General features: G+C 60.0%; 19 protein-coding genes and 1 pseudogene. 10 read left to right on the top strand and 10 right to left on the bottom strand.

The annotated features are described in order from the left end of the window. The first annotated feature begins 13 nt into the window (after nucleotides 1-13). Nucleotides 14-445 carry an LPP20 family lipoprotein gene (locus IU367_RS16455; RefSeq protein ID WP_043139908.1) on the top strand — a complete coding sequence of 144 codons (432 nt, stop codon included), beginning with the start codon at nucleotides 14-16 and terminating at the stop codon, nucleotides 443-445. 78 nt (nucleotides 446-523) lie between these two features. Here IU367_RS16455 and IU367_RS16450 read toward each other — a convergent pair. Both IU367_RS16450 and IU367_RS16445 read right to left on the bottom strand, forming a co-directional pair. Beyond that, nucleotides 524-1,630, bottom strand: a pseudogene (locus tag IU367_RS16450) (IS3 family transposase). A gap of 120 nt (nucleotides 1,631-1,750) precedes the next feature. Continuing rightward, nucleotides 1,751-2,635, bottom strand: a complete 885-nt coding sequence (locus IU367_RS16445; protein WP_274452469.1) for a LysR family transcriptional regulator — start codon at nucleotides 2,633-2,635, stop codon at nucleotides 1,751-1,753. Between the two features lie 109 nt (nucleotides 2,636-2,744). Between IU367_RS16445 and budA the strand changes: the two genes are divergently transcribed. Together budA and alsS are read left to right on the top strand one after the other, a co-directional pair. Continuing rightward, complete coding sequence (gene budA, locus IU367_RS16440; protein ID WP_274452467.1) at nucleotides 2,745-3,524, top strand: acetolactate decarboxylase; 780 nt, start codon at nucleotides 2,745-2,747, stop codon at nucleotides 3,522-3,524. Nucleotides 3,525-3,551: 27 nt separating this feature from the next. Then, on the top strand, nucleotides 3,552-5,222 hold the full coding sequence (gene alsS, locus IU367_RS16435) for an acetolactate synthase AlsS (protein ID WP_274452465.1): 1,671 nt from the start codon (nucleotides 3,552-3,554) through the stop codon (nucleotides 5,220-5,222). Nucleotides 5,223-5,322: 100 nt separating this feature from the next. Here alsS and IU367_RS16430 read toward each other — a convergent pair whose 3' ends face one another. Further along, on the bottom strand, nucleotides 5,323-5,898 hold the full coding sequence (locus tag IU367_RS16430; RefSeq protein WP_274452464.1) for a DJ-1 family glyoxalase III: 576 nt from the start codon (nucleotides 5,896-5,898) through the stop codon (nucleotides 5,323-5,325). Nucleotides 5,899-5,933: 35 nt separating this feature from the next. Next, nucleotides 5,934-6,866: a ketopantoate reductase family protein gene (locus IU367_RS16425; protein ID WP_274452463.1), complete on the bottom strand. Its 933-nt coding sequence runs from the start codon at nucleotides 6,864-6,866 to the stop codon at nucleotides 5,934-5,936. 201 nt (nucleotides 6,867-7,067) lie between these two features. On the opposite strand from IU367_RS16425, the gene IU367_RS16420 reads away from it, so the two are divergent. After that, nucleotides 7,068-7,550 carry a YajQ family cyclic di-GMP-binding protein gene (locus IU367_RS16420; protein WP_005311958.1) on the top strand — a complete coding sequence of 161 codons (483 nt, stop codon included), beginning with the start codon at nucleotides 7,068-7,070 and terminating at the stop codon, nucleotides 7,548-7,550. Between the two features lie 132 nt (nucleotides 7,551-7,682). Here the strand turns inward: IU367_RS16420 and IU367_RS16415 are convergent, their stop codons facing one another. From IU367_RS16415 to IU367_RS16390, 6 genes are all read right to left on the bottom strand, one after another. Next, a complete protein-coding gene (locus IU367_RS16415) occupies nucleotides 7,683-8,525 on the bottom strand; it encodes a nucleoside-specific channel-forming Tsx family protein (RefSeq protein WP_043134423.1) in 843 nt (280 codons plus the stop codon). A 156-nt stretch (nucleotides 8,526-8,681) separates the two neighbouring features. After that, complete coding sequence (locus IU367_RS16410; protein ID WP_274452462.1) at nucleotides 8,682-10,061, bottom strand: AmpG family muropeptide MFS transporter; 1,380 nt, start codon at nucleotides 10,059-10,061, stop codon at nucleotides 8,682-8,684. A gap of 85 nt (nucleotides 10,062-10,146) precedes the next feature. Further along, nucleotides 10,147-10,476 carry a hypothetical protein gene (locus tag IU367_RS16405; protein ID WP_274452461.1) on the bottom strand — a complete coding sequence of 110 codons (330 nt, stop codon included), beginning with the start codon at nucleotides 10,474-10,476 and terminating at the stop codon, nucleotides 10,147-10,149. A gap of 116 nt (nucleotides 10,477-10,592) precedes the next feature. Continuing rightward, nucleotides 10,593-11,144, bottom strand: coding sequence for a peptidylprolyl isomerase (locus tag IU367_RS16400; RefSeq protein ID WP_042867155.1), 552 nt, complete (start codon nucleotides 11,142-11,144; stop codon nucleotides 10,593-10,595). A 14-nt stretch (nucleotides 11,145-11,158) separates the two neighbouring features. Beyond that, nucleotides 11,159-11,731 carry a YajG family lipoprotein gene (locus IU367_RS16395; protein WP_043134428.1) on the bottom strand — a complete coding sequence of 191 codons (573 nt, stop codon included), beginning with the start codon at nucleotides 11,729-11,731 and terminating at the stop codon, nucleotides 11,159-11,161. Between the two features lie 24 nt (nucleotides 11,732-11,755). Then, the gene (locus tag IU367_RS16390) at nucleotides 11,756-12,898 is read right to left on the bottom strand and encodes a methyltransferase (RefSeq protein ID WP_274452460.1); all 1,143 of its coding nucleotides are present in this window, start codon (nucleotides 12,896-12,898) and stop codon (nucleotides 11,756-11,758) included. 206 nt (nucleotides 12,899-13,104) lie between these two features. Between IU367_RS16390 and IU367_RS16385 the strand changes: the two genes are divergently transcribed. From IU367_RS16385 to nqrE, 6 genes are all read left to right on the top strand, one after another. Then, a complete protein-coding gene (locus tag IU367_RS16385) occupies nucleotides 13,105-13,413 on the top strand; it encodes a BolA family protein (RefSeq protein ID WP_042867323.1) in 309 nt (102 codons plus the stop codon). A gap of 440 nt (nucleotides 13,414-13,853) precedes the next feature. Then, nucleotides 13,854-15,197, top strand: a complete 1,344-nt coding sequence (locus IU367_RS16380; protein WP_098984782.1) for a Na(+)-translocating NADH-quinone reductase subunit A — start codon at nucleotides 13,854-13,856, stop codon at nucleotides 15,195-15,197. A gap of 3 nt (nucleotides 15,198-15,200) precedes the next feature. Then, nucleotides 15,201-16,430 (top strand): NADH:ubiquinone reductase (Na(+)-transporting) subunit B, encoded by a 1,230-nt coding sequence (locus tag IU367_RS16375; RefSeq protein ID WP_043554758.1) that lies wholly within the window; start codon nucleotides 15,201-15,203, stop codon nucleotides 16,428-16,430. After that, complete coding sequence (locus tag IU367_RS16370; RefSeq protein ID WP_043134434.1) at nucleotides 16,420-17,208, top strand: Na(+)-translocating NADH-quinone reductase subunit C; 789 nt, start codon at nucleotides 16,420-16,422, stop codon at nucleotides 17,206-17,208. Before IU367_RS16375 ends, IU367_RS16370 begins: the two co-directional genes overlap by 11 nt. Further along, nucleotides 17,201-17,833: an NADH:ubiquinone reductase (Na(+)-transporting) subunit D gene (locus IU367_RS16365; protein ID WP_042867161.1), complete on the top strand. Its 633-nt coding sequence runs from the start codon at nucleotides 17,201-17,203 to the stop codon at nucleotides 17,831-17,833. The genes IU367_RS16370 and IU367_RS16365 overlap by 8 nt, the downstream gene beginning before the upstream one ends. Before the next feature lie 3 nt (nucleotides 17,834-17,836). Continuing rightward, nucleotides 17,837-18,433 carry an NADH:ubiquinone reductase (Na(+)-transporting) subunit E gene (nqrE, locus tag IU367_RS16360; RefSeq protein ID WP_005330713.1) on the top strand — a complete coding sequence of 199 codons (597 nt, stop codon included), beginning with the start codon at nucleotides 17,837-17,839 and terminating at the stop codon, nucleotides 18,431-18,433. Nucleotides 18,434-18,448: the final 15 nt, after the last annotated feature.

Genomic DNA, 18,448 nt, shown 5'->3' with positions numbered 1-18,448 from the left:
AGGAGTGAGCGCAATGAAGATCCTGTTCGGATGCCTGCTGGTCTTGCTGCTGACCGCGTGCAGCGGTGGCAATCGGGTGGTCAACTACGGCGGCGGCAACAACAAGCCCGATGACTTTCCGGTGCTCAAGGCCGTGGGTTACGCGGTGATCGACATACAGCCGGGCCCGTCCCAGTCCGAGAAGATGTTGCAGGCCATTCGCGCCTCCAAGATGGATGCCTACCGCGAACTGGCGGAGCAGCTCAATGGCCAGCAGGTGCGGGGCCAGAGCAGCTACAAGGACTTGACCCAGACCTCCAACTCGCTGGACGTGTCCGTGGCCGGCATGGTGCGTGGCGCTCGGGTGGTGGCCTCCTATCCCCGTGGCAATACCTATGCCACCGAGATGGAGCTCGATACCCGCGCCCTCTACAACATCAACCAGTTGATGGCCGGTCAGTTCTGACGGCGAGGCAGAAAACAAAAGGCGAACTGAATCGCCCCAGGTTTTCTAGACACTCTGTTGTTGAACATTGAACTGCTTTTAGAACTCTACCGGCGACAGCCCATCATTGGAACCATGGCGCCTGATTGGGTTGTAAAACAACTCGATATAATCAAATACATCGCTGCGGGCTTCATCTCTTGTCAGGTAAATCCTGCGCTTGATCCGCTCCCGTTTGAGCAACTGAAAGACGCTCTCGGCGACAGCGTTGTCGTGACAGGTGCCACGTCGGCTCATGCTGCAACTCAGGTTGTGGGCCTTCAGAAAGTCCTGCCATTCACCACCGGTAAACTGGCTGCCCTGATCCGAATGCACCAGTACCGGCTGCTTTGGCTTGCGCCGCCAGACGGCCATCAATAACGCATCAACCGTCAAGTTTGCCGTCATGCGTAGCTTCATTGCCCAGCCGATGATCTGGCGAGAAAACAGATCTAGCACTACAGCCAGATACAGCCACCCTTCTTGAGTACGGATGTAAGTAATGTCGGTCACCCAAGAGATGTTAGGGGCGGGGGTCTTAAACGGACAAGCCAGCATGTTCCGGGCTCTTACCCCCATAATGCCCCTTACGGCGCTGATAGCCAGTTTGCGAACGCAGTCTTTCTCGCCTCATTAATTTGGCCACACGGTGCTTGCCGCAGACTTCCCCCAAGTCACGAATGTCACGATGGATCTTGCGATAACCGTAGACTGCACCACTTTCCAGCCAAGATTGCTTGACCAACTCCGTTAGTCGTTTGTCCTCCTGCTGGCGTGGCGATGTAGGCTGTTTCAACCACGCGTAGAAGCCACTTCGGTGAACCCCCAGGGTCTGGCACAGGGTAACGACACTGTACCGGTCGAGTCGGGAGGTTATGAATGCGTACCTTTCCTTGACTCGCTGGTAAAGTACGCGGTGCCCTCCTTTAAAATGTTGCGCTCATCGGTGACTTGGCGCAGTTCGGCTTTCAGACGGCGGATCTCGGCTTGCAAGGCTGACTCTTCATGCTGCTGGTCAGCGGGCTTACCGTACTGCTTGAGCCATGCATACAGGCTGTGGCTGGATACCCCGATGGCTCGTGCAACGTCAGCCACCGGTCGCCCGCGCTCGGTGACTTGTTTAACAGCTTCGATCTTGAATGTTTCTGGATAACGCTGACGGGTCATAACACCTCCAATAGTTGCCTCATTTTAAGGCTGCGAGGTGTCTAGGGAACTGGGGGCGATTCAACTTCAAGATTAGCCTTCCAACACGTAATTGGGACAGCACCCATTTTTATGGACTATTCAATGGCGGCCAAGGATCAACCCTATCAGATGTTGCAGGCTTTTCTGGCGGGGATGGCGACGGGTGGCGAGGCTGATGCGGGTGGTGAGCGGTTCATCGGCGATGGGGTGATAGCTGACGCCATGGGGGTGCAGCTCGCTCACCGATCGCGGGATGATGGCAACCCCGAAACCGGCCTGCACCATGCCGACGGTGGAGATCACCTGCGGGCTCTGGCTGCCGAGACGGGGGCTGAAGCCGGCCCGCTGGCAGCGCTGGGTGATGGCATCGTACAGGCCGGGCCCGAGCTCGCGCGGGAACAGGATGAAGGGGTCCGCCGCCAGGGCCTCGATGGCGATGGCGTCGCTGCCTGCCAGCGCATGTTGCGGGGGGAGGGCGATCAGCATCTCCTCCTCGTCGATGAGGTGGTGGGTCAGTGCCGAGCTGCTGCTGCAGGGCAGGCGCAGGATGGCGGCATCCAGCTCCTCGCTCACAAGATCGCGCACCAGGTTGGGCATGCTGTTCTCGATGGGGTGCAGGCTCACCTCGGGCCAGGCCTGGCGAAAGTCGTGGATGAGCCGCAGCACGCTCGGGTGCAGCACTGTGGAGCCGGCAAAGCCGAGGCGCAGGGAGCCGAGCTGGCCGCGAGCGATACGCCTGGCCTTCTGCATGGCCTGCTCGGTTTGTGACAGTATCCCCTTGGCATCCTGATAGAGGCTCAGTCCCGCCTCGGTCAGCTCCACGCTGCGGGTCAGCCGGTGAAACAGCGGCGTGCCCACCTCCTGTTCAAATTTGCGGATCTGCTGGCTGAGGGGTGGCTGGGCCATACCCAGCGCCTCGGCCGCCTTGGTAAAGCTCTGCTTCTCTGCCACGGCTACCAGGTAGCGCAGGTAACGAAATTCCATATCTGGTACGTCTCGAAGCTGATGGGTTTGGATATTGGTATCAAACTGTGATCTTGATCACTATTGAATCCTGATTTGCCAACCTAACAGGATTGGAGGTTAAATCCAAATGGAAACCTATACACAGTGTGACTGTGCCATCGAGATCAGCCAGCAGTTTGCCCGCTGGCAGGCCCGTCAGGGGGGCGGCGAGGTCTATCAGAGCTCCTTGATGAGCGCCCTGCTGGCCGGCGTCTATGAGGGCGAGACCACCATGGCCGATCTGCTGCGCCACGGTGACTTCGGTCTTGGCACCTTCAACCGGCTCGATGGCGAGCTGATTGCGTTCGAGCGCCAGATCCACCAGCTCAAGGCTGACGGCTCGGCCCGTCCGGCCCAGGCAGGCCAGAAAACCCCGTTTGCGGTGATGACGCATTTTCGCCCCTGCCTGGAGCGCCGCTTCGATCACCCCTTGAGCCGCGACGAGATCCATCAATGGATCGATCAACTGGTGGGTACCGACAACGTCTTCGTCGCCTTTCGGCTCGACGGTCTGTTTGAGCAGGCGCAGGTGCGTACCGTGCCCTGCCAGACCCCGCCCTACAAACCCATGCTGGAAGCCATAGAGGCCCAGCCGCTGTTTTCGTTCAGCCAGCGGCGCGGCACCCTGGTGGGCTTTCGTTGCCCGCCCTTCGTGCAGGGGATCAATGTGGCCGGCTATCACGAACACTTCATCACCCAGGATCGCCAGGGCGGTGGTCACATCCTCAACTACGCCATGGGTCACGGCCTGCTGCAGCTGTCTGTGGTCCAGCACCTCAACATAGAACTGCCACGCAATCCGGCCTTTCAGCAGGCCGACCTCAATCCCGCCGATCTGGACCGCGCCATCCGCGCCGCCGAAGGCTAATCCCTTCGCTTACAAGGAGTCATTATCATGGAAAATCAACACTGGGGCTGTGGGGCCGAACTGGTGGTGCGCCACCTGGAGGCACAGGGCGTCAAGCAGGTATTCGGTATTCCGGGGGCCAAGATAGACAGGGTGTTCGATGCGTTGGAAGACTCCCCCATCGATACCATAGTGGTGCGCCACGAGGCGAACGCCGCCTTCATGGCCGCCGCCGTCGGCCGGCTGACCGGCAAGGCCGGGGTGGCGCTGGTGACCTCGGGCCCGGGTTGCGCCAACCTGATCACAGGCCTCGCGACCGCCACCTCGGAAGGGGATGCCATGGTGGCGCTGGGGGGCGCGGTGCGACGGGCCGACGGCCTCAAGCTCACTCACCAGAGCCTGGACACCGTCAGCCTGTGCCGCCCCGTCACCAAGTTCAGCGCCCAAGTGGGCACAGGATCCGCCCTTTCAGAGGTGATGGCCAACGCCTTTCGGTCCGCCGAGCTGGGTCGCCCTGGTGCCGCCTTCGTCAGCCTGCCGATGGACATCATCAACGAGCCGACCGATGGCGCCATCTTGGTGCCCAGAGCCATTCCCGAACCCGGTGCCGCCGATGAGGCGGGCATCGACAGGGCGCTGAGCCTGCTGGCGCAAGCCCGCAAGCCGGTGGTGCTGCTCGGCCTGCTGGCCAGCCGGCCGGAAAACTCCCTCGCGGTGCGCGCCTTTTTGGACAAGAGCCGGTTGCCGGTGACGGGCACCTATCAGGCGGCCGGCGTGGTGGATACCCACCATTTCGATGACTTTGCTGGTAGGGTGGGGCTGTTCAACAACCAGCCGGGGGACAGGTTGCTGCAGGGGGCTGATCTGGTGATCTGCATCGGTTACAGCCCCATCGAATATGACCCTGTGCTGTGGAACGGCACGGGGGAGCGGCAACTGCTGCACATAGATGCCCTGCCGGCGGAGATCGACAGCAGCTACTGCCCGGCGGTGGAGCTGGTGGGCTCCATCAGCGCCAATCTCTATTGCTTGACCAAGATGTTGAACCAGCCGCTGGCACGGGATCCCGCCATCGCCGCCCTGCTCGGGGAGATCCGGGCCCAGCGCCATCAGCTGACCCAGCATGCCCAGCATCTGGGGGGCATGCCCATCCATCCGCTGCGGATCGTCAAGGAGCTGCAGGACATCATAGGGCAGGACATGACCCTGTGCGTGGACATGGGCAGCTTCCACATCTGGATTGCCCGCTACCTCTACAGCTTCCGGGCGCGCCAGGTGCTCATCTCCAACGGTCAGCAGACCATGGGGGTGGCGCTGCCCTGGGCCATAGGTGCGGCCATGGTACGGCCGGGGGAGAAGATCATCTCGGTGTCCGGCGATGGCAGCTTCATGCAGTCGAGCATGGAGCTGGAGACCGCGGTGCGGCTCAAGTCCAACATAGTGCACATCATCTGGGTCGATAACGGCTACAACATGGTGGCGATGCAGGAGGAGAAAAAATACCGCCGCAGCTCGGGGGTGAGCTTTGGGCCCATCAACTTCAAGGCCTATGCTGAGTCCTTCGGGGCGGCCGGGTTTGCGGTCACCAGCGCCGAGGATCTACGGTCGACCCTGCGCGCCGCCATGGCGGTCGTGGGACCTGCCGTGGTGGCCATACCGGTGGATTACAGTGACAACCACCTGCTGATGGAGCAGCTCAGGCCCGAAATGCTCAGTTGAGCCGGAGTTGAACCGGCTGACAGCTTGCAGTCCGCCTCAAAGCAGAGCGCCCCTTGCCAATCGGCAAGGGGCGCTCTGTCATTGCAAGAGGACAATTTACTCAGGGCATGAGCGAGGGGGGCAACACCATGGGGCCGGCCACCGCACGGGCAGCCTCGTCCCCGCGCAGCACCCGCACCAGCTCGAGGGCGAACTCGATGGCGGTGCCCGGCCCCTGGCTGGTGATCAGGTGATGGGCCTGATCGGTCACCACCCGCGCCGTGCTGAGCTGCTCCGCGGGCAGGCGGGCCTGAAAACCGGGATGGCAGGTGGTGCGGGCTTCCCCCAGCAGATCGTGGTGTTGCAGCACCACGGCGGGGGCGGCGCAAATGGCCGCCCGCCAGCGGCCGAGCGTCGCCTGCTCCCTGAGCAGGTCGATGGCGAGCGGCGTATCGCGAATCGCTTCGCTGCCGGGCAAACCGCCCGGCACGACTATGGCCTCGAAGTCACGGCTGGTCAGCTCGTCGATATGATAGTCAGCGACTAGCTGCACCCCGCGGGAGGCGCGGATCTGGCGCAGACCGGCCGGACAGCAGGAGGTGAGCAGCACCTCGATGCGGGCGCGCACCAATGTGTCGACGATGGCGACCGTTTCTATCTCTTCCGAGCCGGGGGCTACCAATACCAGTACTGTCATGCTGCACTCCTTAGTTGCCCGCGATCTCGCCGGGCTCAGCTCTTCTCTTTGATGGCCTGATAGAGGCCCTGATTGACCGGCACCGCGATGCCGTGCCGGGCGGCCCTGGCCAGCAGGAAGCCGGTGATGGCCTCGATCTCGGTCTCCCGGCCCAGCTCCATGTCCTGATACATGGAAGAGTAATTGTCGGCAGTGAGCTCCACCACAGTCATGGCGCGGCGCAGCAGCTCATCGCTGCTGGTGGGCTGGCCTTCGGCCTGCATCACGTCCGCCACTTCCACGCAGATCTGTTGCAGGACATCGGCGAAGCGGGGGCCGGCCAGCTCACCATTCTTGAGTTTATAGAGCGCGGTCAGCGGATTGATGGCGCAGTTGATGGCGAGTTTTTGCCACTGGCGAGCCAGGATCTGCTCATCCCAACCGGCCTGACCGAGGGCGGCACCGAGATCGTCCGCCAGGGCGGCATGGGCCTTGGCTGCCTCATTGACCGGGCCGAGCCAGGTTTCACCCTTGCCGGTATGGCGGAACACGAAGTGGCCGCTTTGCATGGCGCCGTGGCTGGTGACACCCGCGATGACAGGGTTATGGGGGAACAGCTGGACCACCTGCTCGGCTATGCCCATGCCGTTGTGCAGCAGCACTATGGGCACGCCTGCCGCCAGCTTGCCCACCAGCGGCGTCAGGGCCGACACCACCTGACCAGCCTTGGTCATCACCAGCAGACGCTTGATCTGGCCGGGCTGGCTGATGAAACCGCGTTCGATGGCGATCAGCTGGGTATGGCCCTCCAGCGAGGTGAAGTCGATCCCGGGATGCAGGGTCGAACGGTGACGATCGCGCAGCAAGACGCGGGTCGACTGGCCGCTTTGAGTCAGCAGGGAGGCGAAGACGCCACCCAGGGCGCCGCAGCCCAGCAGTGACCATTGGGGGGAGGAGGGCAGTCGGGAACTCTGTAATCCGCTTGGCATGGAGAGACTCAATCAAGGTAGGGGTTGCATTCCAGTCAACCGCCCGCCGGGGATAAGTGAAGATGTCGCGTGGCGGACACTAACGGGTCTCGCCATTCCTGTGCGCAGGGGATTCTAGCAGAGCAACCCCATCGAAATCAGCAAATTTGCCGGTTTTCTGGTAGATTTGCCCCCTTATAGCGCAACATGAGGAGCCCTGACATGCCGTCATTCGATATTGTCTCTGAAGTCAAAATGAACGAGGTGTTGAACGCCGTCGATAACGCCAATCGTGAACTGGCGACCCGTTTCGATTTTCGCGGTGTTGAAGCCAGCTTCGAGCTGAACAAGGAAGAAGTGAAGCTGGAGGCCGATGCCGACTTCCAGCTCAAGCAGATGGTCGAGATCCTGCGCGCAGCCCTGCTCAAGCGCAACATCGAGAACAGCTCAATGGACGTGGGTGACAGCGTTCACTCCGGCAAGCGTTTCCACCTGAACGTCAAGTTCAAGCAGGGGATCGAGAAAGAGATCGCCAAGAAGCTGGTGAAGCTGATCAAGGATTCCAAGATCAAGGTGCAGGTCGCCATTCAGGGTGATGAAGTGCGCGTCACCGGCAAGAAGCGTGACGATCTGCAGGAGGCCATGGCGCTGGTACGTGGTGCCGAGCTGGGTCAGCCGATGCAGTTCCAGAATTTCCGCGATTGATGACGGGCGGGAGGGTTCGGCCCTCCCCCTTGTGCGACCGCCACGCGGTGCAACAGTAAAAGGTTCGATGACAGAGCCATAAAAAAACCGGAGCAGCTGCTCCGGTTTTTTGTATCTGCATTACCCGTTCTATCAGAACTTGTAGGTAACGGAGAAGTAGTGGCTGAAGCCAGAGCTCTTCCAGGGGGTACCGTCGTAGGCGGTAGAGCCATCTTTGGTGCCGTAGGCATCCATGAAGTACTTCAGGCCGTAACCGACAGCGTAGCGGTCAGAGTGCCAGTAGATACCGTGGAAGGTCGCCAGGTTGTCGCTGGTACGGTCGGCACGGTCGTGGGTGTCCAGATCGAAGGCGTAATCCAGGTAGCCCTGGTAGGAGACGAAGCTGCCGTTGCTGAAGGTGTAGAAAGGCTTGAACCAGTTCATGGCGAACCAGTAACCGTTCCACTCACCTTCTTCTTCGGTGAAGAACTGGTTTTCGGTGGCGTGGCGGGCATACAGGTTCATACCCACTTTACCGAACCAAGGCACCTGTACGTCAGCACCCAGACCGATCATGTTTTCCATCTGGTTGTCGCCGATGTTGTTCAGGGAGGCGATGTACACCTCTTGCACCGGGCCGAAGGAGAGATCTTTACCAGTCAGCGCATCCAGAGACATACGCGGCGCAAACTTCATGAAGAGGTTCTGACCCTTGTGCTTGTCGCTGTGACGGGAATCGAAGATGTCGAACACATCGACGTAACCGTACAGGTCAAACAGACCGGAACGACCGCCAAATTCCATTTCGAAGTAGGTGTCGTTGTAATCTTCTGCACCAGTGGTGAAAGGACGTTGGTCGATGGTATGCATGACGTTGAACTGCATCCACTTGTAATCGTTCTTGTGGATGTCACCGCTGTAGTCAGCAGCGAAGGCCGGGGTGGCGGCAGCAGCCAGCAGACCGGCAGCGATCAGAGTCTTGGTAAATTTGGCCATTTTATTGGTCTCTTGTGCGTTAGTTGAGGTTTTCCGTAGCCTGCCCACAAGGAGCGGAAGGGATTCTAGCCAAATAAATTCATCGGAGAAACAAGAGCCGGGGAACTTTATTCGGAAGTGTGAATCTAATCACCCCCAATTTCACGCAAACGCTTGCTATTTATCCTGTTGCGAGAGCAAGTCTCTTCCTCGTTTGGCAACCAGCAAGATCAGGATCAACACAGGAATGCCGAGCAGGCTGGTGCCGATAAAGAAGCTGCTGTAGCCGAACTGTTCGACGAAACGCCCGGAGAAACCCGCCAGCAGCTTGGGCATCAGCAGCATGACGGAGCTGAACAGGGCGTACTGGGTGGCGGAGAAGGCCACGTTGGTCAGGCTCGACAGATAGGTCACGAAGGCGGCCGTCGCTATGCCGGCGCTGAGGTTGTCGACCGAGATGATCAGGGTCAGCAGCTCCAGGTTGTGGCCCACTTCGTTGAGCAGGGCGAACAGCAGATTGGTGCTGGCGGTGAGCAGGGCGCCGAGGAACAGGATGCGCAGGGTGCCAAAGCGCATCACCAGCACGCCCCCCAAGGCGGCCCCCACCAGCGTCATGATGACGCCATACACCTTGGTGATGGTGGCCACTTCCGTCTTGCTGAACTGCAGGTCCACGTAGAAGCTGTTGGACATCACCCCCATCACCACATCCGAGATGCGATAACAGGCGATGAGCCCCAGGATCAGCATGGCCGAGCCGCCGTAACGGCGGAAGAAATCGGCAAACGGACACCAGATGGCCTCGTAGATCCAGGCGCCGATGCCGGCCAGCGAGGTGGGCCAGCCACGGGAGAGCAGCAGCGCCTTGCGCGCCTCCTGCTGATCGTTCTGACCGGCGAGATCTATGTCCGGTTCGTGGCAGATCAGGGTAGTGATGACGCCGAGGGACATGAGCCCCGCCATCAGCAGATAGGTGAGTTGCCAGCCACGGTAGTCATAGCCGCTGTTGCTGCCGAGCCAGGCCGCCAGTGCCAGTGCCCCCGCGCCGGCCATGATCATCGCCAGCCGGTAACCCGTCATGTAGGAGGCCGCCATGGCCGCCTGCAACCGCTCCGGCGCCGACTCGATGCGATAGGCGTCGATGACTATGTCCTGCGTCGCGGAGCAAAACGCCACCAGCAGGGCAAACAGGGCGAGCTGGGCGAGCTGGGTCTTGGGATCGCAATAGGCCATGCCCACCAGCGAGAGGGCAATCAGCAGCTGGGAGAGCAGCATCCAGCTGCGGCGCCGCCCCAGCCAGCGGGAGAGCAGCGGCAGCGGCATCCGGTCAACCAGCGGCGACCACAGCCATTTGAAGCCATAGGCCAGCGCCACCCAGCTCATGTAGCCGATGTCGGTCAGGCTGACATCGGCCTCGCGCAGCCAGAACGAGAGGGTGCCAAACACCAGCAGCAGAGGCAGGCCGGACGAGAAACCCATGGCAAACAGTATGAGGACCCGAGTCTCAAGGTAGACGGCGAGCGAGTCTCGCCAGCTCGGTGTGCGGACAGTGTTCAAATACCTGACTCCTCTGGGAAAATTGCGCCATTTTGTCAGGTTCGGGGGGGATAGCCAAGGCAAGCCGAGCGTGGCGGGTCTGGATTCAGGGGCGCGAACCCATGCAGTGGCGCGGGCAGGGGCCTTCTGTAGTCAGATAGTTGGCGCATTCCATCAGCTGCAGGCGCAGCCAGACGTCGGCGATGATCTGCTGCTCATCCCACTGATGCAGGCTGTGCAGCAGGTGCCAGAACACCCCTTCCCGATCGGTGGCCGGTTGTTTGTCTGCGGGTATATGGGGCAAGTCTTGCCAGTGGGAGAGGAGCTGCCAGCTCAAGTCTTCCAACTGCTGATAGGAAATTTCTCGTGCCAGAAAATGACGAACCGCCAGGGCCAGCGGGATTGTGTGTTGGGCTAGGTACTCGTTGCAGGTCACCGGAACCTCCTTCTCCTCATGTGGGCCATACCCCGGGAACATGGGGCAAGGCTAGAGTATAGAAAGGGACGCCGGTGACCCGGGCAAAGACGCGGCGGAATGTGATCCGGCCCGCGTTATTTCTCCGCCAGCAACACCACCTTCTTCAGGATGATGGGGCTGGTGGGCACGTCGTTGGCGCGCAGGATGGAGCTGTAACCCGTCTGCACCTGGGCCAGCTTGTCCAGCACCTCCATGCCCTGCACCACCTGGCCGAACACGGTATAACCGGCGCCGGCATTGGCGTTGAGGTTGTTGTTGTCGGTCAGGTTGAAGTAGAACTGGCGGGTGGCGCTGTCCACGGCCTGGGTGCGGGCCATGGCGATGCTGCCACGCTTGTTGGGCAGACCGCCCTTGGACTCGTTGACCACGGGATCCAGGGTCGGCAGTTGCTGGAACTGCTGGTTATAGCCGCCCCCCTGCACCACGAAGTCCTGGATCACCCGGTGGAACAGGCTGCCGTCATAGCTGCCGTCAGCCACGTAGCGCAGGAAGTTTTTCACCGTCTGCGGCGCCTGCTTGGAGGCCAGCTCCACCACTATGTTGCCGTGGTTGGTCTCCATCCTGACCTTGGGGCCGGCGAACGCCAGCGGGGCGATCAGCATGGCCAGTAACCAGAGTTTTTTCATTTGACTCTCCTCGCTCAGCTCGGCTGACCCTTGAGATAACCACGCAGGGCATTGTCCGCCATGATCTGTTGCAGCAGGCTGCCCAGCTGCTGGTTCAGGATGGATTCCAGCTCGGCCATGGTCGGTTCACCCGGGCCTTCCTTGCTGGAGGACATGTTGAACTGCTTGGTCAGCTTGCTGCCCTGGAAGTCGGCCATCACCTGCAGGCTGACGCGGGACTTGGTGACATAGGTGAAGGTTTTCTCTTCCACCGTGACCGCGGCGCTGGAGATGGCCAGGGTCAGGTTGGTGGTACCGCTGTTGCCCACTTCCAGCCCCTGGCTGCGCAGGCCTTCGGCCAGTTTCTCGGCCAGCAGGTTGTTGAGCGGCTGCTCGCTGTTGACCAGCACGGCGGCCTTCTCTTTCTTCTTGATGGAGAAGACGTAGGCGGCTTCACGCTTGTCGACCCCTTCCAGGGTGATGCGGTTGCCCGAGTAGTACTGCTGATTGGAAGGAATAACCTGCGGGTTGAGCAGGGCGGTTTCCGGCCAGTGAGTCGCACAACCACCCAGCGTCAGGGCGGCCAGCAGCAAGAGTGACTTTTTCATCATGGGTTTCCTTTAGCTTTCTGTTTAGCGTTTGATGGCTTTCAAAATAACGAATTTGCTGTTTGACGCAACGACTTGTGCATTGGCAAACAGGCGCTTGAGTTTGTTGTGATAATCCAGGTGACGGTTGCCTACTATCCAGAGTTCGCCCCCCTGGGGCAACACCCGGTGGGCATCGCTGAACATCTGCCAGGCGATATGATCGGTGATCGCCTGCAACTGATGGAAGGGCGGGTTGCAGAGGATCCGATCCGCCGAGCCGACTTCCACCCCATCGAGACAGTTGTTGACCATGAAGCGGGCGCGGGGCAGGGCATCCGGCAGATTGTGTTCGACGTTGAGCCGCGCCGAGGCGACCGCCATGTGGGATTCGTCGATGAAGGTCACCTCCACCTCGGCATCCCGCGCCAGCAGCGCCAGCCCCAGCACACCGTTGCCGCAACCCAGATCGATCACGCGTCGTGCGCTATGGATCGGAAGGTTGTCCAGCATAAAGCGGGCGCCTATATCCAGGCTGGTGCGCGAAAACACATTGGCATGGTTATGGATGAGCATGTCGGTGCCCTCCAGCGGCCAGACCGAGGGAAAGGGATTGGCCAGCACGGGGCGTTCGGCGGGCATACCGGCCGGGGTGCAGTGAATGAGGCGTGCCTTCTTCCAGGCCAGCGAGGTGCGGGTCGGTCCCAGGTATTTTTCAAACAGCGCCAGAGTGGAGCTGTGAATGTCCTTGGCCTTGCCGGCGGCCAGGATGCGGGTGGCCGGGGTTGCCACCTGGCGCAGGGCCAGCAGTTGCTGCTCCAGCAGCGCCTGATACTTGGAGACCTTGATCACCACCAGTGCGGGGGCTGCAGGCAATGGCGCCAGCGCATCCTGCAGCGTGATGGCATGGGGATCCAGCCCGTTCTCCGCGAGGTTGGCCAGGGTGGCCCGCTCGCTGATATGGGAGTCGCTCACACAGACGGGGGCATGGCCGTGCAGGTAGGCGGCCAGGGCCCCGAAGCCGTCATTCATGATGATGACAGGGCCGGTCTGCTCGAGTGGCGCCTCTGCCAGGGTATTGATCAGGTACTCGTCTGCTGCATCCCAGGCCTGCAACGGATCCTGGCTCTGGCGTGGATAGCGATACAGGGTCAGACGACAATGAGCCGTGTCGAGAAGGGTTTGCATAAGCGAAGCGTCCAGATGATTCATAAAACAGGCGCCGGCGGGGCGCAAAGTGGCGCTATTCTAGCGGGGGCGGAGAATTTCACCAGCCCGGCGGCACCGGGTGAGGGGCAAAACCGCGCCCCTTTTCCCGTGCCGGACGATTTCGTCATACCGCCAACCCTGGCTACAATGGCCGGATATCCATTTTGGGAGTTTTGCTCGTGACCATGCAACAACAGATCGAGGCCAAGCTGGCCGCTGCCTTGTCCCCCAGCCACCTGGAGGTGATCAACGAAAGCTACATGCACAGGGTTGCGCCGGGCTCAGAGAGCCATTTCAAGGTGGTGGTGGTGAGCCAGGCCTTCGAGGGTCAGCGACTGCTGGCCCGCCATCGCCAGGTCAATGGGGTGCTGGCCGACGAGCTGGCGGGTGCCATTCATGCACTGGCGTTGCATACCTATACGGAGCAGGAGTGGCAGCAACGGGAACAGGCGCCGACGACCCCGAGTTGTGTCAGCAAGAATGGCCCGGCCTAAGGCTATTGACGAGTTGATTACTCAATCCTCGATTAGTTAACAATTAATAAACGTTTTTTGGCGACGCCCCGAGTCCTGGCTCGTGGCGTCGCTCTCCCGCCCAGACATCAAAATTTCTAATCTATTTTTGAACATAAACGCCATTACCTATTTTGAGGTATTAATGGCTAACTCGAGGCAAATCCTGAGGTTTAGTGAAGAAATCGGCGTGATTAAATTTCGATGATTTTGTGATAGAGCGGGGATTTTCCCCATTTTGCATGGCAGTAAACTTGCCATAAGTGCTAAACTCAGGCGCTTTTGAATGACCCTGTATGTTGCTGATTTGTTTGTTTCTTCGACATTTTTTCGCAACATGAACGGGCTCATTCAACAACTCGTCGTGATGTATTTCTCGGCGCTAACCAACCTGTCTTCCCTTAACGGTAGTGCAAGTGAGTATGATTACAATTAAAAGAGGACTGGACATCCCCGTGCTGGGTGCTCCGGAGCAAGTAATCTACGATGGCCCGGCCATCACCCGTGTTGCTACACTCGGCGAAGAGTTCGTGGGGATGCGACCTACTATGTTCGTCAAAGTAGGTGATCGCGTCATTAAAGGTCAGGAGCTCTTCGAAGATAAGAAGAATCCCGGCGTTAAATTCACGGCCCCCGCCACCGGTGTGGTTTCTGAGATCAACCGGGGTGCCAAGCGCATTCTGCAATCTGTCGTCATCGAACTCGATGGGTCCGACGAGCAGGTGACCTTTGAACACTTTGCGTCTGCCGAGCTCGCACAGCTCGCGCGCAGCAAGGTGCAAGAGATCCTGGTCGCGTCAGGCCAATGGACTGCGTTGCGTACCCGCCCATTCAGCAAGGTGCCGGCCGTGGGCTCAACCCCGCGCGCCATCTTCGTCACCGCGATGGACTCCAACCCGCTGGCCGCCAATAGCGACCTCATCATCAAGGAACAGGCTCAGGCTTTCCTCGATGGTCTGGCGGTATTGACTCGTCTGACCGATGGCGCCGTCCATGTCTGCAAGGGCGAGGCCAGCCTGCCGCACGCTTCCCTGGCGCAAGTCAAAGAGGAAGTGTTCGTCGGCCCGCACCCTGCCGGCCTGCCTGGTACTCATATCCACTTCCTGGATCCGGTCAGTGCCAAGAAGGTGCAGTGGTACATCAACTATCAGGATGTCATCGCTTACGGCAAGCTGTTCACCACAGGCCAGATCTTCACCGACAAGGTGATCTCCTTGGCCGGTCCGAACGTGGTCAAGCCACGCCTGCTGCGCACCCGCATGGGCGCCTGCATCAGCCAGCTGACCAACAACGAGCTGCGTGCGGATGAAAACCGCGTCATTTCCGGTTCCATCCTGAGTGGTGCCAAGGCCGAAGGGGTGCATGACTACCTGGGTCGTTACCACAATCAGGTGAGCGTGCTGGGCGAGGGACGTGAGAAAGAGTTCCTGGGTTGGGTCAATCCCAGCGCCAGCAAGTTCTCCATCACCCGTACCACCCTCTCTCATCTGATGAAGGGCAAACTCATCAACTTCACTACCACCACCAACGGTAGTGATCGCTCCATGGTGCCTATCGGCAACTATGAGCGCGTGATGCCGCTCGACATCCTGCCGACCCTGCTGCTGCGGGATCTGGTCTCCGGTGACATCGACAGCGCCCAGGCGCTCGGTTGTCTGGAGCTGGATGAGGAAGATTTGGCGCTCTGTACCTTCGTCTGCCCCGGCAAGACAGAATACGGCCCAGTCTTGCGTGAGTGCCTGACCAAGATAGAACTGGAAGGTTAAGCGATGAGTTTCAAGCAACTTCTTGAAAATATGGAACATCACTTCGAGCCGGGCGGCAAGTACTCCAAGTACTATGCCCTGTTCGAGGCGGCGTACACCCTGTTTTATACCCCCGGGTCCGTGACCCGCAATGCTGCCCACGTCCGTGATGCGATCGATCTGAAACGCATGATGATCATGGTGTGGCTGGCCGTGTTCCCGGCCATGTTCTGGGGCATGTTCAACGTCGGCAATCAGGCGATTGCCGCCATTGCCCATCTGGGCACGGCTGCCGGTGCCGACACCTGGCAATATGCGCTGGCGCAACTGCTGGGAGCCTCGCTGGATCCGGCCGTGGCCGGTATCGGCAGCAAGATGCTGATCGGTGCCACTCACTTCCTGCCCATCTACCTGACCGTGTTCCTGGTCGGCGGTTTCTGGGAAGTGCTGTTCGCCATGGTGCGCAAGCACGAGATCAACGAAGGCTTCTTCGTGACCTCCATCCTGTTCGCCCTGATAGTGCCGCCCGAGCTGCCCCTGTGGCAGGCCGCGCTGGGTATCACCTTTGGTGTGGTGCTGGCCAAGGAAGTGTTCGGTGGTACCGGCAAGAACTTCCTGAACCCGGCCCTGGCGGGTCGTGCGTTCCTGTTCTTCGCCTACCCTGGCCAGATCTCCGGTGATGCCGTCTGGGTTGCCGTTGACGGCTACTCGGGCGCGACCGCGCTGAGCCAGTGGGCCCAGGGCGGCCAGATGGCGCTGATCAACGGTGCCACCGGTCAGGCCATCAGCTGGATGGATGCCTTCCTCGGCAACCTGCCGGGTTCCATCGGTGAAGTCTCCACCCTGATGATCCTCATCGGTGCCGCCATGATCGTCTACATGCGGATCGCCTCCTGGCGCATCATCGCCGGTGTGATGATCGGCATGGTCGCCACCTCCCTGCTGTTCAACGTGATTGGTTCAGACACCAACCCCATGTTCAACATGCCGTGGCACTGGCATCTGGTGCTGGGCGGCTTCGCCTTTGGTATGGCCTTCATGGCGACCGATCCTGTCTCCGCCGCCTTTACCAACAAGGGCAAGTGGTGGTATGGCGCCCTGATTGGCGTCATGGTGGTGCTGATCCGTGTCGTGAACCCCGCGTTCCCGGAAGGCATGATGCTGGCTATTCTGTTTGCCAACCTGTTTGCCCCCTTGTTTGACCATTTCGTGGCGCAGGCGAACATCAAGCGGAGGATCGCTCGTGGCGTTTAATAAAGACTCTACTGTCGGCACCCTGACGGTTGTAACCGGTCTGTGTCTGGTCTGTTCCATCGTGGTCTCAGTGGCTGCCGTGGGGCTGCGTCCGGCTCAGCTGGAAAACAAGGCGCTGGACAAGCAAAGCAACATACTGTCCGTCGCCGGTGTCGATGTCAGCAGCGTGGCCAAGCGTGATCTGGCCCAGCTGTACGGCGACAAGATTGAAGCGCGTCTGGTTGACCTGACCACGGGTGAGTTCGTTGACGGCGATGCTGACAACTTCGACACCAAGCTGGCAGCGAAAGACCCGGCCAAGAGCATTCGTCTGGCATCTGCCGACGACAAGGCCGGTCTGCGTCAAATCTCCAGACTGATCCCGGTGTTCTTCGCCAAAGATGCCGAGGGCAAGGTCGACAACATCATCCTGCCGATCTACGGCCAGGGTCTGTGGTCCACCATGTATGCCTTCGTCGCCGTGGCGGCTGATGGTCAGACCATCAAGGGCATCACCTACTATGACCACGGTGAAACCCCGGGTCTGGGCGGCGAGATCGAGAACCCGGCCTGGCAAGGTCTGTTCATCGGCAAGAAGCTGTTCGATCAGGACGGCATGCCGGCGTTGCGCGTCATCAAGGGCCATGCTCCGGCAGGTTCCGAGCATGAGATCGATGGTCTGTCCGGTGCCACCCTGACAGGTAACGGTGTACAGCACACGTTCGACTTCTGGATGGGACCCAAGGGCTTCGGTCCTTTCCTGGCCAAGATTCGTGCAGGAGAAATCAACAATGGCTGACAAGAGCGAAATGAAGAAGTTGCTGTTGACGCCTGTGCTCGGCAACAACCCCATCGCACTGCAGGTGCTGGGTGTCTGTTCCGCGCTGGCCGTTACCAGCCAGATGAAGACGGCGTTCGTGATGACGCTGGCGGTGACCGCGGTCACCGCCTTCTCCAACCTGTTCATCTCCCTGATCCGCAACCAGATCCCGAACAGCGTGCGGATCATCGCCCAGATGGCGGTGATTGCCTCGCTGGTTATCGTGGTTGACCAGGTGCTCAAGGCGTATGCCTATGACATCTCCAAGCAACTGTCGGTATTCGTGGGTCTGATCATCACCAACTGCATCGTGATGGGTCGTGCCGAAGCCTATGCCATGAAGAGCGCCCCGCTGCCCTCTTTCCTGGACGGTATCGGCAACGGTCTGGGCTATGGCGCCGTGCTGCTGGTCGTGGCGACCGTGCGCGAGATCCTGGGCTCGGGTACCTGGTTCGGTATCGAGCTGCTGCCGCTGGTGAACAATGGTGGCTGGTACGTGCCTAACGGCCTGTTGCTGTTGCCGCCGAGTGCGTTCTTCATCATTGGTCTGATCATCTGGGGCGTTCGCACCAGGGATCCCAAGCAGGTGGAGGCGAAGGATTAAGGTATGGAACACTATCTGAGTCTGTTGATTCGTTCGATTTTCATCGAAAACCTGGCCCTCTCCTTCTTCCTGGGGATGTGTACCTTCCTGGCTGTGTCCAAGAAGGTCAAGACCGCCATGGGTCTGGGGATTGCCGTTATCGTGGTTCAGACCGTTGCCGTTCCGGCCAACAACCTGATCTACAACTACGTCCTCAAAGATGGCGCCCTGGTCTCCGGCCTGGATCTGAGCTTCCTGAGCTTCATCACCTTCATCGGTGTGATTGCAGCCCTGGTGCAGATCCTGGAAATGGCGCTGGACAAGTATTTCCCGGCGCTCTACAACGCGCTCGGCATCTTCCTGCCGCTCATCACGGTGAACTGCGCCATCTTCGGTGGCGTCTCCTTCATGGTGCAGCGTGACTACAACTTCGTGGAGTCCGTGGTCTATGGCGTGGGGTCGGGTGCAGGCTGGATGCTGGCCATAGTCGCGATGGCAGGGATCCGCGAGAAGATGAAGTACTCCGATGTACCGGAAGGCCTGCGTGGTCTGGGCATCACCTTTATCACCGCGGGTCTGATGGCGCTGGGCTTCATGTCCTTCTCTGGTATTTCCCTGTAATCGGAAAGGAAATAT

It is taken from the genome of Aeromonas bestiarum (assembly GCF_028751155.1).
GTDB classification, from domain to species: domain Bacteria; phylum Pseudomonadota; class Gammaproteobacteria; order Enterobacterales; family Aeromonadaceae; genus Aeromonas; species Aeromonas bestiarum.
Note: the sequence above shows the minus strand (reverse complement) of the source record. Positions and strands in the feature narration are given on the sequence as shown.

Excerpts from the sequence above, each read along its gene's own strand:
- IU367_RS16455 (WP_043139908.1), top strand. The coding sequence starts at position 14 with ATGAAGATCCTGTTCGGATGCCTGCTGGTCTTGCTGCTGACCGCGTGC.
- IU367_RS16445 (WP_274452469.1), bottom strand. The coding sequence starts at position 2,635 with ATGGAATTTCGTTACCTGCGCTACCTGGTAGCCGTGGCAGAGAAGCAG.
- budA (WP_274452467.1), top strand. The coding sequence starts at position 2,745 with ATGGAAACCTATACACAGTGTGACTGTGCCATCGAGATCAGCCAGCAG.
- alsS (WP_274452465.1), top strand. The coding sequence starts at position 3,552 with ATGGAAAATCAACACTGGGGCTGTGGGGCCGAACTGGTGGTGCGCCAC.
- IU367_RS16430 (WP_274452464.1), bottom strand. The coding sequence starts at position 5,898 with ATGACAGTACTGGTATTGGTAGCCCCCGGCTCGGAAGAGATAGAAACG.
- IU367_RS16425 (WP_274452463.1), bottom strand. The coding sequence starts at position 6,866 with ATGCCAAGCGGATTACAGAGTTCCCGACTGCCCTCCTCCCCCCAATGG.
- IU367_RS16420 (WP_005311958.1), top strand. The coding sequence starts at position 7,068 with ATGCCGTCATTCGATATTGTCTCTGAAGTCAAAATGAACGAGGTGTTG.
- IU367_RS16415 (WP_043134423.1), bottom strand. The coding sequence starts at position 8,525 with ATGGCCAAATTTACCAAGACTCTGATCGCTGCCGGTCTGCTGGCTGCT.
- IU367_RS16400 (WP_042867155.1), bottom strand. The coding sequence starts at position 11,144 with ATGAAAAAACTCTGGTTACTGGCCATGCTGATCGCCCCGCTGGCGTTC.
- IU367_RS16395 (WP_043134428.1), bottom strand. The coding sequence starts at position 11,731 with ATGAAAAAGTCACTCTTGCTGCTGGCCGCCCTGACGCTGGGTGGTTGT.
- IU367_RS16390 (WP_274452460.1), bottom strand. The coding sequence starts at position 12,898 with ATGCAAACCCTTCTCGACACGGCTCATTGTCGTCTGACCCTGTATCGC.
- IU367_RS16385 (WP_042867323.1), top strand. The coding sequence starts at position 13,105 with ATGCAACAACAGATCGAGGCCAAGCTGGCCGCTGCCTTGTCCCCCAGC.
- IU367_RS16380 (WP_098984782.1), top strand. The coding sequence starts at position 13,854 with ATGATTACAATTAAAAGAGGACTGGACATCCCCGTGCTGGGTGCTCCG.
- IU367_RS16375 (WP_043554758.1), top strand. The coding sequence starts at position 15,201 with ATGAGTTTCAAGCAACTTCTTGAAAATATGGAACATCACTTCGAGCCG.
- IU367_RS16365 (WP_042867161.1), top strand. The coding sequence starts at position 17,201 with ATGGCTGACAAGAGCGAAATGAAGAAGTTGCTGTTGACGCCTGTGCTC.
- nqrE (WP_005330713.1), top strand. The coding sequence starts at position 17,837 with ATGGAACACTATCTGAGTCTGTTGATTCGTTCGATTTTCATCGAAAAC.